Source organism: Turicimonas sp. TL08 (genome assembly GCF_054660695.1).
The window spans coordinates 145,570-158,796 of sequence record NZ_BAAGDP010000001.1 but is presented as its reverse complement, the minus strand read 5'-3'; the positions used below and the strand labels follow the sequence as shown (position 1 = coordinate 158,796).

15 protein-coding genes are annotated in these 13,227 nt (G+C 47.0%); all 15 read left to right on the top strand.

Annotated features, from left to right (window positions below):
- The first annotated feature begins 12 nt into the window (after nucleotides 1-12).
- The 15 genes from ACYQ4O_RS00760 to ACYQ4O_RS00690 all read left to right on the top strand — a co-directional run bounded on the left by ACYQ4O_RS00760 (nucleotide 13) and on the right by ACYQ4O_RS00690 (nucleotide 13,222).
- On the top strand, nucleotides 13-810 hold the full coding sequence (locus ACYQ4O_RS00760) for a hypothetical protein (protein WP_304703120.1): 798 nt from the start codon (nucleotides 13-15) through the stop codon (nucleotides 808-810).
- Complete coding sequence (traD, locus tag ACYQ4O_RS00755) at nucleotides 807-2,795, top strand: conjugative transfer system coupling protein TraD (RefSeq protein ID WP_304703121.1); 1,989 nt, start codon at nucleotides 807-809, stop codon at nucleotides 2,793-2,795. Before ACYQ4O_RS00760 ends, traD begins: the two co-directional genes overlap by 4 nt.
- On the top strand, nucleotides 2,792-3,391 hold the full coding sequence (locus ACYQ4O_RS00750) for a DUF4400 domain-containing protein (protein ID WP_277030660.1): 600 nt from the start codon (nucleotides 2,792-2,794) through the stop codon (nucleotides 3,389-3,391). Before traD ends, ACYQ4O_RS00750 begins: the two co-directional genes overlap by 4 nt.
- Nucleotides 3,392-3,414: 23 nt before the next feature.
- Nucleotides 3,415-3,900 (top strand): lytic transglycosylase domain-containing protein, encoded by a 486-nt coding sequence (locus ACYQ4O_RS00745; RefSeq protein ID WP_460174442.1) that lies wholly within the window; start codon nucleotides 3,415-3,417, stop codon nucleotides 3,898-3,900.
- Nucleotides 3,901-4,006: 106 nt separating this feature from the next.
- A complete protein-coding gene (gene traA, locus ACYQ4O_RS00740; RefSeq protein ID WP_066591176.1) occupies nucleotides 4,007-4,303 on the top strand; it encodes a TraA family conjugative transfer protein in 297 nt (98 codons plus the stop codon).
- A 45-nt stretch (nucleotides 4,304-4,348) separates the two neighbouring features.
- Nucleotides 4,349-4,642 carry a type IV conjugative transfer system protein TraL gene (gene traL / locus ACYQ4O_RS00735; protein ID WP_277030656.1) on the top strand — a complete coding sequence of 98 codons (294 nt, stop codon included), beginning with the start codon at nucleotides 4,349-4,351 and terminating at the stop codon, nucleotides 4,640-4,642.
- Nucleotides 4,643-4,648: 6 nt separating this feature from the next.
- Nucleotides 4,649-5,242 carry a type IV conjugative transfer system protein TraE gene (gene traE / locus ACYQ4O_RS00730; RefSeq protein WP_304703122.1) on the top strand — a complete coding sequence of 198 codons (594 nt, stop codon included), beginning with the start codon at nucleotides 4,649-4,651 and terminating at the stop codon, nucleotides 5,240-5,242.
- Nucleotides 5,243-5,244: 2 nt separating this feature from the next.
- Nucleotides 5,245-6,000, top strand: coding sequence for a TraK domain-containing protein (locus tag ACYQ4O_RS00725; RefSeq protein WP_304703123.1), 756 nt, complete (start codon nucleotides 5,245-5,247; stop codon nucleotides 5,998-6,000).
- On the top strand, nucleotides 5,997-7,229 hold the full coding sequence (locus ACYQ4O_RS00720; protein WP_460174441.1) for a TraB/VirB10 family protein: 1,233 nt from the start codon (nucleotides 5,997-5,999) through the stop codon (nucleotides 7,227-7,229). Before ACYQ4O_RS00725 ends, ACYQ4O_RS00720 begins: the two co-directional genes overlap by 4 nt.
- Before the next feature lie 11 nt (nucleotides 7,230-7,240).
- Complete coding sequence (locus ACYQ4O_RS00715) at nucleotides 7,241-8,095, top strand: DsbC family protein (protein WP_460174440.1); 855 nt, start codon at nucleotides 7,241-7,243, stop codon at nucleotides 8,093-8,095.
- Nucleotides 8,092-8,733, top strand: coding sequence for a type IV conjugative transfer system lipoprotein TraV (gene traV, locus ACYQ4O_RS00710; RefSeq protein ID WP_460174439.1), 642 nt, complete (start codon nucleotides 8,092-8,094; stop codon nucleotides 8,731-8,733). Before ACYQ4O_RS00715 ends, traV begins: the two co-directional genes overlap by 4 nt.
- Nucleotides 8,730-11,450, top strand: coding sequence for a type IV secretion system protein TraC (gene traC, locus ACYQ4O_RS00705; RefSeq protein WP_460174438.1), 2,721 nt, complete (start codon nucleotides 8,730-8,732; stop codon nucleotides 11,448-11,450). The genes traV and traC overlap by 4 nt, the downstream gene beginning before the upstream one ends.
- The gene (locus ACYQ4O_RS00700) at nucleotides 11,447-11,938 is read left to right on the top strand and encodes a hypothetical protein (protein ID WP_308514400.1); all 492 of its coding nucleotides are present in this window, start codon (nucleotides 11,447-11,449) and stop codon (nucleotides 11,936-11,938) included. The genes traC and ACYQ4O_RS00700 overlap by 4 nt, the downstream gene beginning before the upstream one ends.
- Nucleotides 11,935-12,447: a S26 family signal peptidase gene (locus ACYQ4O_RS00695; protein ID WP_308514402.1), complete on the top strand. Its 513-nt coding sequence runs from the start codon at nucleotides 11,935-11,937 to the stop codon at nucleotides 12,445-12,447. The genes ACYQ4O_RS00700 and ACYQ4O_RS00695 overlap by 4 nt, the downstream gene beginning before the upstream one ends.
- A 13-nt stretch (nucleotides 12,448-12,460) precedes the next feature.
- Entirely contained in the window at nucleotides 12,461-13,222 is a 762-nt protein-coding gene (locus ACYQ4O_RS00690; protein WP_460174437.1) for a conjugal transfer protein TraW, read from the top strand.
- Nucleotides 13,223-13,227: the final 5 nt, after the last annotated feature.

Below are 13,227 nucleotides of genomic sequence, written 5' to 3'. Positions count from 1 at the left end.
TAGGACTAAAACATGACAACAGATAACGAATTGCCGGTTCTTAACGGAATGCAGAAAAGACAACTATCCAACTTAGCCAGAACTTGCGTTCTCTACGGTCAGGGCATGGTCATTACCGCCGTAGCAAACCGGATTCAGCCTCTTAAGAGAGACAGAGTTAAAAGCAAAGTAAACGCTTACGGTCAGGTTGTTTATAAAACCGCCCGAAGAATCCTCCGGCCCGAGTATCAGCCGAGCTACGGCGAAGGCGGTTATAGAACCTTGGAAGATTTAGACCAAAAGTATTGGTACTTCCTAGCCGACTGCCGTGCGGCTTACCGTCAGTCAAGAGCTTCAAACGAACTGCTTCATATCGGCAATATGCGTTACTCCCATGAAGAATTCGAACAGCTTTACAAAGCCAACCGTCCTCATAGACGTCAATGGAAAAACGATTACGTATTTGATTTAGTGAAGAGAGAAGTCAAGAAGATGGGCATAAGTGACCGTCAGCTTAAAAAAGAACAAAAGAAGTTGATCGAAAGAGCTTTCCGAATCTTTTCTTCATCTGAAATTTTGTTTATGCGCCGCCGCGCCCGTTGGAGAGCTACCGTTGGAGCCAACACGGAAGCCCGGGCCCTGTATTTCAATGAACAAGTTCAAAGATGGAAAGAATATTTTCGAGCTAAAGGCTTGCAGTACCTCGGCTGCCCGAAGCTTAAACCCTATAAAGGCGTCTACAACGAAACCTACTGGTACAACTTTCGAGACAAATACATCCCGGAAGAAGCCTTCGATTTTGCTTACTTTCCTAAGCCGGAGATGAAATGAGAGCCGATTCAACTTACTTCCGCCGGTTTAAACAGCCCTACCGCAACGCCTGGGAATTATGCTCGGCCGTAGGCTGGCTGCTCTGTGCTGTTTATTTCTTCGGTCTTTTTCAATTGGAAATTATTGACCGGGACTTAGCAGTGATTGTTTTCGGCCTTTGTGGAGCCATGTTCTTTTGGCGTCTTTATGAAGGCTGGAGCATTTTGGTAGCCCGCAGTTATCTTCACGGTTATGGAACCGCTTTTATGAGTATTCAGACCTTAATCAAGAAAACCAATCCAGATCATTTATGGCTCGGCCTTGGTTTTGAATGGACGCCTGACCATTCTCAGAAGCTTTATGACTTATCAAAGTACAGTGCTAAGCATTGGCGCCTCAATAAGCTCGCTTTGTGGTTGACCGGCAGAAGCAAATCCGTCATGTCCGATGACGATCAAGGTTTAGCTGCCCTTCATGGCCTTAACTGCGGAGAAACCGATATCTATCGTCCCCTTAAAAACTTTGAAGGAGGTTTATGTATTGTCGGCACAACCCAAGCCGGTAAAGGTGTGTTCTTAGGAACAGCTATTGCACAAGCAATTATCCGCGGGGATGTGGTTATTACCATTGACCCGAAAGGCGGCGGACGTATGGAAAACGTTATCCGTAAAACTTGCGCTATCGTCGGCCGTGATGAACCGTTGATTTTTACCACCGACAATGATCCCGGCTCCGTCCGTTTAGATCCGCTTTACACCTACGGCTCCTCCGGAGAAATTGCCACCCGCATTATTTCCGTCATGCCCCCGAGTTCTGACGGCACTTTCCGCGCATTTGCCTGGGTTGCCGTTGATACCGTCGCACAAGCTTTGATAGAGCTTAATATCAGTCCTTCCGTCCGCACGATTGAAACGCATATCAATAACGGCATCAATGAATTACTGGGTTTAATGTTGGATAAGCTTATCGAAAACAAAGCTTGTCCCGAATGGAGACAAAAGGCTTTGGCCTTCATTAAAGGCAGCAAAAAGGAATTAGAAAACGTTGATCCTTTAAAGCTCAAAATTTCTTGGTACGAAAACGTTCTCGATAAAACTCATCACACTCGTCCGGTTGAGAGTGCTTTAAAAGTCTATCACCATAGCGCTGAGCACTATGCCAAGATCACGGCTTCTTTGATTCCGGTCTTTGCATTGCTTAATAACGGCGATATGCAGAAAATCATATCTCCGGACAGAAATGACCCGAAAGATCTTCGTCCCATCATTTCTTTGCCGGAAGTGATTGAACAAAAGCAAGTTCTATATATTGCTTTAGGCTCCATGCAGAACGCTGACGTAGCTAACGCAGCCGCCTCCATGATGCTTGCCGACTTAGCCTCCGTTGCCGGTCACCGCTATAAGCTTAAGAAAGGCGGTGTCAGAATCTGCTTGTTCGTGGACGAAGTTAGCAACGTGGTCAATGCTCCTCTTATCGAAATCCTCAACAAAGGTGCTGAAGGCGGCATTTATACAACCGTTGCCATGCAGACGATGGCTGACTTGGAAGAACGCCTCGGCAGTGCCGCTGCTGCCCGTAAAGTTATCGGCAACTTGAATAATATGGTTGCTCTGCGTACTAAAGACGGATTAACCAGAGACGTCTTTACCGAAACCATGGGTAAGACTTATATCAAGCATGTCGATACTTCCTTGTCTACTCATGCGGATAACTACAGCGGCATCCCGTCTTATAACGCCGGAGCCTCTCACAAGAGTTCTTCTAAGCGAGAAGATGTTATTCCCGGCGAGTATTACAGCATGCTTCCGAACTGTCAGTTCTTTGCGAACGTCAGCGGGGGCAAACTCTATAAGCTGCGTTCTCCGATTCTGATCGACGAAAATGACTACAAGGAAAACGCCTCTGAGAAGGACTCTCCTAAACCGGTTAAAACTGCGGATGAAGAAATCCGTGAAGCACTCGAACTCCTCGAGCAGGACGAAGAAGAAAAGAAGGATCAAGCATGAACTCTAAAGCCACTCTTCTCTTCATCCTAAGTTTCATCTTTGTCTACATGTGGATGCCGCTTCACTTTGACTCAGACCATTTCGAATCCAGACTTTCTGCAGAAGTCCACCAAGTCGGTGCGGTTCTCTACAAAGATTTAGGAGACTGGGTCACACGCAATGCTTTAAAGCTCACGTCACTTAAAGAGACGACTGTTTTTCCGGAAAGCAAAATCAGAGATGAAAGTGAAGCTTTATTTGAAGAGAAACGCGACAACATTTGGAATATTCCATATTTCCAAAGTCTGAGAGCTCTGACGAAATTAGCAGTTTTCCGTTTATTCATTGCCTTGGTTTGGGTTCTGGTTTTGTTGCCGGCTCCATTGGCAGTCCTCGTTGACGGCTTCTTTGAAAGAAAGCTCAAATTTGAAGCCACAGCTGCCCCGCATCCGGTTTTATACAAAGTTGCGCTTTCGGCTCCGATTTATTTAGGCGGTTTCTTTGCTTTATCGCTGATTTGGCCTTATCCCGCTTACGTTTGGTTGATTCAAGCCGCTTTTGTATTGTTTTTGATTGCCCTGCATACCGTTACAGCGAACTTCCATAAATTTAACTAACTAACCGAATTCTGTTTGATTTGATGATTCCTTTGACCCACAAAATTGCTTCAGTCCTAATCGGCTTTTTAATCTATGGCCTCCAGCCGGTCTTTGCCGATTGCTTTGATATCCACGGCCGAAACTTCGGCGTAGCACCCGACCTTCTTCGCGCAATTGCTATCACGGAGTCTTCCGGCAATCCGTCTGCACTCGCCGGGCCTAAATGTTCTCAGGATATAGGTTTGATGCAAATTAATTCTCAATGGCTTTCTAAATGGAACCTGTCGAAATCGGAACTGCTGAGTAACGCTTGCTTAAACATTGAAGTCGGCGCCCGAATTTTAAAAGACAACTTGATGCGTTTTGATAATCCGTGGGAGGCCGTCGGAGCCTATAACGCCGGCTGCTCCAGACTCAAGGGGCAAAACTGTACGGATGCCAGACAAAAATATGCCTGGAGAGTTTTTAAAAATCTTCAGTCTTTAGACGACAAGACCCGGGAGAAGCTTAAAGCCATCGCTTCTTAAAACCCCATTTACCAGTTTTTCTCTTCTCAGGACGCTTTAACAGGGGCGCCCTTAGGGAAGCTTTTTCTAAAAATCCTGTTAATTCACTATCTAAGGAGTTTTCTTCATGAAAAAACTTAACACAGCAACATTGAAATCCGTCGGCGCCTGCGCCCTCTTCTTCGCCGCTTCCGCTGCTTTTGCAGCTAACGGCGACACTGACTTCCAAGACCTTTACACCAAGCTTCAAAGCTGGTCCCAAGGTACGTTGGGCCGTTCTATTTCTTTGATGTTCTTATTGGTTGGCCTTGGAGTCGGTGTTATCCGCGGCTCCATCATGGGCGCTGTTGTCTGCGTTGCCGCAGCCATGGCTTTGTTCATCGGACCTGACATCATCGACAACATCTTCACCGGATTAATCTAATAAACCCGGGAGGCGTCTACGCCTCCTTGGGTCATCCCCACTCATATGCATTACTCAGAAGATAAATCTCACTTGATTCCTAAAAGGCTTGATGCCCCGCCTCGATTTCTCTTATGGGACTTTGACACAGTGGCTGCCGGCTTTGCCGGTATAGGCATCGGCATTATTGCCAACAATATGCCCTTAGGACTTCTCTTTTCCATTGCTTTTGTTTGGGCATGGGTAAGAACAAAAGCGGGAAGACATCCGGCTTACGGATTCCACTTCCTTTATTGGCATCTGCCCATGAATCCGTTTAAACGTATGCCGGCTTCTGCCCGCAGAACATTTATTGGTTAATTTGTTATGAATATCCATGAATACACATCCGAGCTTGCGAGCCGTTTGGCCGTCAGAAAGTTCTTCATCTACGCCTTTGCCGCAAGCCTCGGAGTCAACCTCATCTTGGCCGGAGGCATCGTAGCAATGGAAGATAAAAGCCGGGTCGTCGTGCTTCCGGCCGAACCTTCTAAATCCTTTTGGATGGACGATAAAACCGTCTCTCCCGAATACCTCGAACAAATGAGTTCCTACTTAGTCCAGTTGGCTCTTAACAATTCTCCTGAAACTTTTGAGCACAACATGACTCAGCTCCTTAAATATGCGGACCCCGAAAAACGCGGCGACATTGAACTCATGCTGTTAAAGCAGGGACGCCAAATGAAAAGCTCTAATTCCTCGACTTCTTTTATTCCTCAGTCGGTTGAAGTTCTTCCCCGCTCTATGAAAGTTGCCGTCTCCGGCAATGTCCGTCAGTTCATCGGCAATGTGCTTACGTCTACAACACAGAAGTGCTGGACGCTTCAGTTCCGTTATGCCGGAACTCGTCTTTGGGTTCAGAGCATACATGAAACCAACTGCAAAAAGCCTTTTGAGAATTCTTCTAAGAAGGAGGTTTAAACATGACTAAAACTACGTTAAAACTTGCCTTAGCTTTTACGGCAGCATTGTCTTTACAGGCGCTTGTCGCTAAAGAAATTCCGCCGGGCTTTGACTTTGATGAGACAGTGCCAAACACGGTGCAAGCATCCTCCAAACTCAAAAATCTTGGAGATGCCCGCTATGCTCCGATTTCTATGCGTCAGGCAAACAGAATCTCCGTTAAAAACGGCCGAATCCTCCGCTATGTCTCGGACCCTCAGGCAATTGACATTAAACATGACGAACCGACCGGATCTTTGTTTGCCGTCCCGTTGACCAGAGAAAGCACAAACGTATTTGTAATGACCGAATCCGGTCAAACCCATTCTTTAGTTCTGACGCCCACGGAAAAGCTTTCCGGCCAAAACTTAGAAATCGAAGAAGCCCGCAGCTTGACCTCTTCTTCTAACGCGGCAGCCGGAACTTCTCATCCGGCAGAAGAAAGAATCCAAAAGCTTTTTAGAGGACTCACAACAATAGTCAATGAGCCTTCTAAAAAACTCTCTGCATCCAAAATGATTCGTGATTCTTTAACGGCTGTCCCCGTTCGTTATTGGGAAACTGCCGGACTCAGACTGGAACTTTGGGCGCTGGAGAACACCGGTTCTGCTGCCACCCCAATAGAAGAGTCCCGCTTCTGGCAAAGGAATGTCGCGGCTATTGGCGTAGATAAAGCCTCTCTTTCTTCCAAAGAAAAAGCAGATCTTTGGATTGTCCGCATGGGAGATTTTCAATGATTGGCTATACACCTCAAAGCGCAGCAGCCCGCAAAACGCTTTTTAAGCAATGGAAAGTGCTTGCTCTTGCTCTCATCGGTTGTGGACTCGTCGTCTTCCTCTTTATGCATTTCACCGGAAAAGATTCCGTTCCTAAAGAGCGTAAAGAAACACCGACCAAATTTGAAATCACGCCGAACGAAACAGACGTGGAACGCTACAAGGCACTTTACGATGAAAGACTTCAGAACCTCGAAGGTTCTTTAAAAGAAGCCTCTGCACGAGAAAAGCACTTTACTAAAGAATTAGAGCGCTTAAAGGAAGAACTCCATAAAAAACAAGCGGAAGAAATCCGTGCACCAAAAGCCGTTTCCAATTATTCTCAGGACGGCTGGCCTCCGGCTGAAGCGATTACCGGAGGACAAACCGGTCAAATCCTCGGCAAGAATGCCCCGCACTCAAACAGACAAGGATTTTCTTCCGGGCAAACCTCTCGCCAAAGACAAGCAGCTGAGCAGCTGGCTTCTCAGCGTTCGCCGCGCTTGGTCATTACCGATCTTTCGCAAAAAAAAGAACCTTCTTCCGTGCTTGGCAAACTGCCGCAGCAGCAAAGCAAACCTTCTGCCTTGACATACCTTCCGAGCGGAACCTTTGCTAAAGCAAGGCTGCTTAACGGCGCCATTGCTCCTACCCGCGGTCAGGGAAGCGGCAACCCTGTTCCAATCTTAATGGAGCTCACTGACGCCGCCGTTATGCCTAACCTTTATCGTTCCGGCATTAAAAGATGTTTTGTGACAGCTAACGCCACCGGTGAACTTGCCAGCGAACGAGTTCTCGTCCGCTTAGACCGTCTTTCTTGTATTGACGAAAACGGCGGAGCCGTAGACACCAAACTTCAAGGATACGTTTCCGGAGAAGACGGTAAAACCGGTCTTCGCGCTCGATTGGTCACCAAATCCGGACAGGCAATCGCCAATGCACTCTTTACCGGAACCTTATCGGGCCTTGGCAAAGCCGTCTCTTTAGCGGCCGAAGATTCCACCACCTCTATTACCGGAACGGTTTCAAAAAGCGTTAAAAATCCATGGCGAGCCGGTCTCGGCGAAGGAACGTCCCATGCCATGGATCGCATTACCGATTACTACTTAAAACTTGCCAGCGATATGTTCCCGGTCCTTGAAGTGGATTCCGGCCGTGACGTAGAAATCGTGATTTCTCAAGGCTTGTCTATTGAACGTTTAAATAAATAAGAAATTCTCCTATGCAAAAATCTCTTCTCTTTTTATTCATTGCAGCAGCCTTTGCGGCTTCCTCGGTTCATGCCTCCGGAGCTTGTACTAATCCTTCTCCGGGCGCCGTTAAGGCCGCAGCTGTCGTCAAAGCCGCTTCCGTTAAGTCTGCAAATGCCTCGGATAAAACAGCACCGGTCATTGTGGATCCTTCCGCGGACTTAAAAGAAGCTTCTGAAAGATTTGCCGAGCGTTACCCAAAAACCAAAGTAAATGAATTTTCTTTAACGCCCGTTCCCGGAATCTTTGAAGCCGCTGTCGGTAAAGAAGTCATTTACTTTGATAAAACAGCGAGATTTCTGTTTTCCGGTCGTCTCTTGGATATGGAAAAAGGTCAAGACTTAACCGACCGAAGACTTAAAGATATTCGCCGCATTGATATTAAAAAGCTTCCCTTAGATAAAGCCGTTAAAGAAGTTAAAGGAAACGGCTCCCGAACGTTGATTGTCTTTACCGATGTTGATTGTCCTTATTCCAGAAAGCTCGCTAAAACCTTAGAACAAGTCTCCGATGTGACCGTCTATACGTTTCTTTTTCCTTTAGTTTCTATCCATCCGGAAGCTAAAGCTAAAAGCGATGCCGTCTGGTGTGCAGCCGACAGTGTTAAAGAGCTGGCTAAAGCTTTAAACGGAGAGACGGTTAAGTCGGTAGCTAACAATCCGATTTGCACTTCTCCGGTCGAATCTACTCTAAAGCTGGCCGCAGAGCTTGGCATCGGAGGCACGCCGACCCTGATTAACGCCGCAGGCGACCGAACGGCCGGAGCCCTTCCTCTTGAAAAGCTCGAAGAATTCATCAATCAAGGCAATAAAAAGACAAAATCATGAGAACCATTGCAGTTTTAACTTGTCTGCTTCCGGCAGTTCTTTTAACAGGCTGCGGCTCCTTGACCGGCTTCTCCAATGCTCAGACGGACTTTTCCTGCGGCGATTTAACCGGCAAGCCGTCTTGCAGAAATATTTCGGATGTCTATGCCCAAACACAAAAAGAAGCTGAAGACGCGCAGAACCTTCAGGTGCCTGCGGCCTTCGCAGCCCAAGCGGAGGAGCCGGAATTTGTCCAACCGTATTTTGAGCCGAACCGAGAGCAAGCGGCTAAGGGCTCAGCTTCCGCCCCTTCTCCCGAAGAAGCCCTGCTCAAGGCAGAACGGCAAGCAGCCTCAGCGGTCAGTCCCATCACCAGCCCGAACTTTGCCGTAATTTCTCCGGCGTCGCCTTGGAGAAGCCCCGAAACCATTTTTAGAGTTTGGATGGCGCCTTTTACCGACACTGAAGGGGACCTTCATGACCAACGTTATATGTACGTCAAAGTGCTGAACGCCGGCTGGTCAGTCCCGACAATTGATGAAATGGCTAAGCCGAGAAGTCCTTATCGCCCGGTCTACCCGCTCTCTCAAGATAAAACACCGGAGCCTTCGGCTAAGAAACATAACCCTTTAGATGTCCTTAAAGGAAGAACTTCATGACCAGGCAATTAATAGCTTCTCTTTTGAAGAACCTTAAAACAAAACTTTCTTCCAAGTTCGGAATGTCTTTTGTCTCCAATTTATCCATGAAAGATTCAGAAATGGAGCCGAGAACCGGCTCTCCTATGCTTATCGACAGATTCTCCAACCTTCTTCCTTACGCTCATTTCAGCGAAGAGGATAACTTATGCGCTATTGCCGCTCCTAACTTCAATTCTTTTGAAGGCTTGGGCTACGTAATTGAGATTGTTCCGCAAACCGGATGTACTCCGGTCATGGCTAAAAGCCTCAAGCATCTCTTCGGTCAAGGAATTCCGGAAGGAACCGGCATTCAGTTCTGCTTGTTTGCTTCTCCGTACGTTAAGCCTTTGACGGATTTAATTCTTTCTTCAGCCGTTGAACCCTCATCTAAAGATGATCCTTTATGCGCTGAGCAGCTTGAGCTCATGAAGGGGCTTTCCAAAGCCCGTGCCGACTTCTTATTAAAAGGCTCTTATCAAGATCCTAAACCCGGAATAACTGGAAGACTATGCAATTTCCGCTCATGGATGAGTGTAGTCATTCCGACCTCCGATCCTTTTAATCCTGCCGTTCGCGATAAAGTTAAAAAGATTCGGGAAGGACACATGGCTCTTCTTCGCCAATGGCATTTAAGCCCTTGGTCTTGGAACGAGTCCGTCCTTATCAATACGCTTTCTCAACTGTTAAATCCTCATTTGTTTTTAGAGAATGCTTGGACTCCTACCGTTCACGATCCCGATCGTGAACCGAGAACCCAGTGTGTCCTCGCCGATACCAGAATCAATATTGAACCGAACTTCATTGATTTCCACTCTTTATATCGACAAAAACGAGTCGCTGCGGTTTCCATGAGCGTACGTAATTATCCGGAAGCCTTTTCTTTGGATAACGTAAATAAACTGACAGGTTCTCCTCAAGGCGATAAAGCTCCTTATCCTTGTCCGTATCTCATTACAACCTGTCTTTCAACCAAGAGCTACGAATCGGCCAAGGCACAGACGCAGCTTAAAAGCGCACGAGCCGAGCAAATCGCTTCCACGGAAATCGTCAAGTTCATGCCGGTTATGCGTAAAGAAGCCGAAGACTGGCGCTTAGCCGTGGAAGCTTTTGAAAACGGCGAAGGACTCCTTCATATGTCTAATCAAATCCTGCTGTTTCCGGAAAGCGGTAATCAGCACAGTGCCGTAGAAACCGCACGCTCGATTTACCAAACCGCCGGCTTAGATCTCGTTGTAGATGACTTTATGCAGCTTCAAGGCTTGTTGGCCTCTTTGCCGATGACCGGAGGACCGCTTTTAGCAGCTGATATTAAAGCAGCTCAGCGTTCAACCACTAAAACCACGGGCAACGCCGCTAATATGCTGCCGCTGATTGCCGATTGGAAAGGTTCTCCTCCCTTAGCAGGAAAGCAGCTGCCGACACCGGTCATCAATCTTGTCAGTAGAAGAGGCCAAATTCTTTCCGTTAATCCTTTTGCTAATCCGAATGGAAACTACAACGGTGCGGTTATCGGTGCTTCCGGCTCCGGCAAGAGCGTACTCTTAAATGAAATTGCAACCGGCGTCTTAAGAACCGGCGGAAGAGTTTGGATTATTGACCACGGACGCAGCTTCCAGAAGCTTTGTTCCGTTCTGCAGGGCCAATACATTGAATTCTCAGATCTTCCCCGCGCTGACGGCAGCTTTGACTGTCTTAATCCCTTCTCCTTGATTGAAGATATCGACAAAGATTTAAGTTTCTTTTTGCCGGTCATCGCACAGATGGTTTCTCCTTCTATGCCTTTGGATGACCTGCGACTTTCTCACTTGGCCGTCCACTTTAAGAGTACTTGGGTTAAAGCCGTCAAAGAAGGAAGAATTCCGACGGTCACTGACCTAGCGGAGTCTTTGATTCATAACGGAAGAATCGGAGGTACTAAACCTCAAATCGATGATGAACATTGGACAGCACATTACCAATCTCTTACCCGAGCAGAGCAGGAACATTTAAACGACCCGAGAATTTCCGACCTCGGTATTCAGTTAAGTCCTTTCTGCAAAGGAGGCGCTTACGAAACCTTCTTTAACGGCCAAGCCAATATCCGTTTTGACAACAAGTTTGTTGTCTTAGAGCTGGAACAGCTCAAAAACAAGAAGTCCCTTCAGTCTGTCATCCTCATGCTGCTGATGTGCCTTATTGACCAAGAAATGAAACAGGGCTCCCGTAAAGAAGCCAAGCTCGTCATTATTGATGAGGCGTGGGACTTAATGGGCGAAGGACACTCCGGCAAGTTTATTGAGGAAGGCTACCGCCGTGCCAGAAAATACAATGGCTCTTTCTTTACTGCTACACAGTCTCCCTCTGACTATTGGAAAAGCGAAACTGCCCGTTCGGCTTTAGAAAACTCTGACTGTTTGTTCATCCTTCGACAAAAACAGGAAGCCTTAGAGCAGCTTAAGCGTAAAGGTCATATTGCGATGGATGACCATCAGATTCAAATGCTCGAGTCTTTAACGACTGTTGCGGGTGCTTACTCGGAAGTTTTTATCAGAATCGGAGATCAGCCGCCTTCCGTAAACCGCTTGCTTTTGGATCCTTACTCTCAGCTCATGACCAGTACCCATCCGAACGATATCGAAGCGGTTAATCATTACCTTCAGCAGGGCTTGTCCATGCATCAGGCAATTGAAGTTGTCCTTAAGGATCGAAACAAATGACAAATCCTTCCTCAAGCAACATGAAGACAGAAAGCACTCAGCATCAGCCTGCCGTACAGACACCTTCTCTGCTTCCTAAAATCTTAGCTGTCGCAGTCCTGGTTCTCGCCGCTCTTGCAGCCGCTGCCTTCTTCATGCTGTACAAGCAAACTCTAGAGACTCCTGCCTTTGCGGTCCTGAACCTCAACAAGGTAGTGCAAGTCAACGAAACCATTCTGGCTTCTAAAGGATTAAAACCTGAAGAGTTAGCCGTTGAAGCCAAAATCTTTGCACGGCGCATGAAAGCCGAAATAGAAAACCTTCAAAAAGAATGCAATTGCACTTTATTGGTTTCTTCTGCGGTGATCTCACCGACAAAACTGCCGGACTACACCGATCCCTTGCTGCAAAAGCTCGGTTTTACACCGGACAAAATCGCTAAAGCGGAAATCTTAGTCGCCGAACGCATGAAAGCCCTTCAATCTGATTTTTCTAAGGCGTTCAAATGAATTTAGCTCATAACGCCGTGAAATTCTTTTTAGGCATTTCACGCCATTACTCTCGCTACGGCTGGATTTGGATGCTCGCATTATTGATTGTGGTCGTTCTCACGCATCACTGGAAATTGGCTTACAACTACACCAACTCTTTGCCCCAAACGTTGTTTGCGATTCAGCTGGGACAAAAGGATGTTGAGCGAGGCGACTATGTAGCTTTCTATCCTCCTAAAAGCGCAACCGCCGGCAATGAGATGCCGTTTGTTAAGAAAGTAGTTTGTTTGCCCGGAGAAAGAATTCGCACCTATGGTCAGCAAATCTTTTGTGAAGACAAGCCGGTTGCGGTAGCAAAAAAAGTCTCGCTCAAAGGAGAGCCTTTGCAGAAGATTCAAGACCAAGTCCTCGGCGAAGAGGATTACTTTCTCTTGGGAACCCATCCCGACTCATTTGATTCTCGATATTCAAACTTCGGACCGATTAACCGCTGCCGTTTTATCGGCAAAGCCTACCCTATTTTTTAATTTTCGCCCTTCCATGAAAACCTCTCATCTGCTTTTAGCTTGCTGTCTTTTGGTTTCAGTAGGAGCCTTGGCGGGCTTTACCCACGCCGGACTAGAAATCCGCGACCTCGGCATTTCTGCTGCTCCTGCTGAATCCGCAAAAGGTATAGCCGGTTCTTCGATGCTTAAAAACCATAAGGCAGCAGCCGTAAAAGAAAATCCTGCCGTAAAAGAAAAGCCTAAGGCCCTCGGCCCGACTTATCCGATTGCTGAGCCTGATTTGTTGGAGCTTTTTATGGAAAGAATCAACCAACTTAAATCTTCAGGTCAGTACCAAAAACGTTTTGACCAAGAAAAACAAAAAATCGCTGAACTCATGCGTAATCCTCCGGCCGTTGTTGGTCTTGCCAAGGCACAAGAAATCAGAATTTGGCCTTTGGAAGCTTCTATACCTGAAACCTTACCCGAAAGCCTTCTTCGTCAGGCTGCCTCCGTTGAGTTGCCGAGGATTTCTCGAGAGTTGATTTTTATTGACGGAACCGACAAAGAAGAATTAGATGCAGCCAAAGCCATCGCAGCACAAAGGCCTGATTCTCGAGTCGTTCTTGTCAACGGCAACATCAGTGAAGCAAGCCGTACCCTTAATAGAAGAATATTTTTTGACCAAGGGGGCTCTTTAACTCGTCTTTTCGGCATCCATGCGACGCCGGCCATGCTCTTTAACGGCACTGACGGCCCGAGCGGAATGGAGTTTCCGCCCCAAGAAGTTCAATCCGTCCTATCTAACCTCCTCTAAGCCTG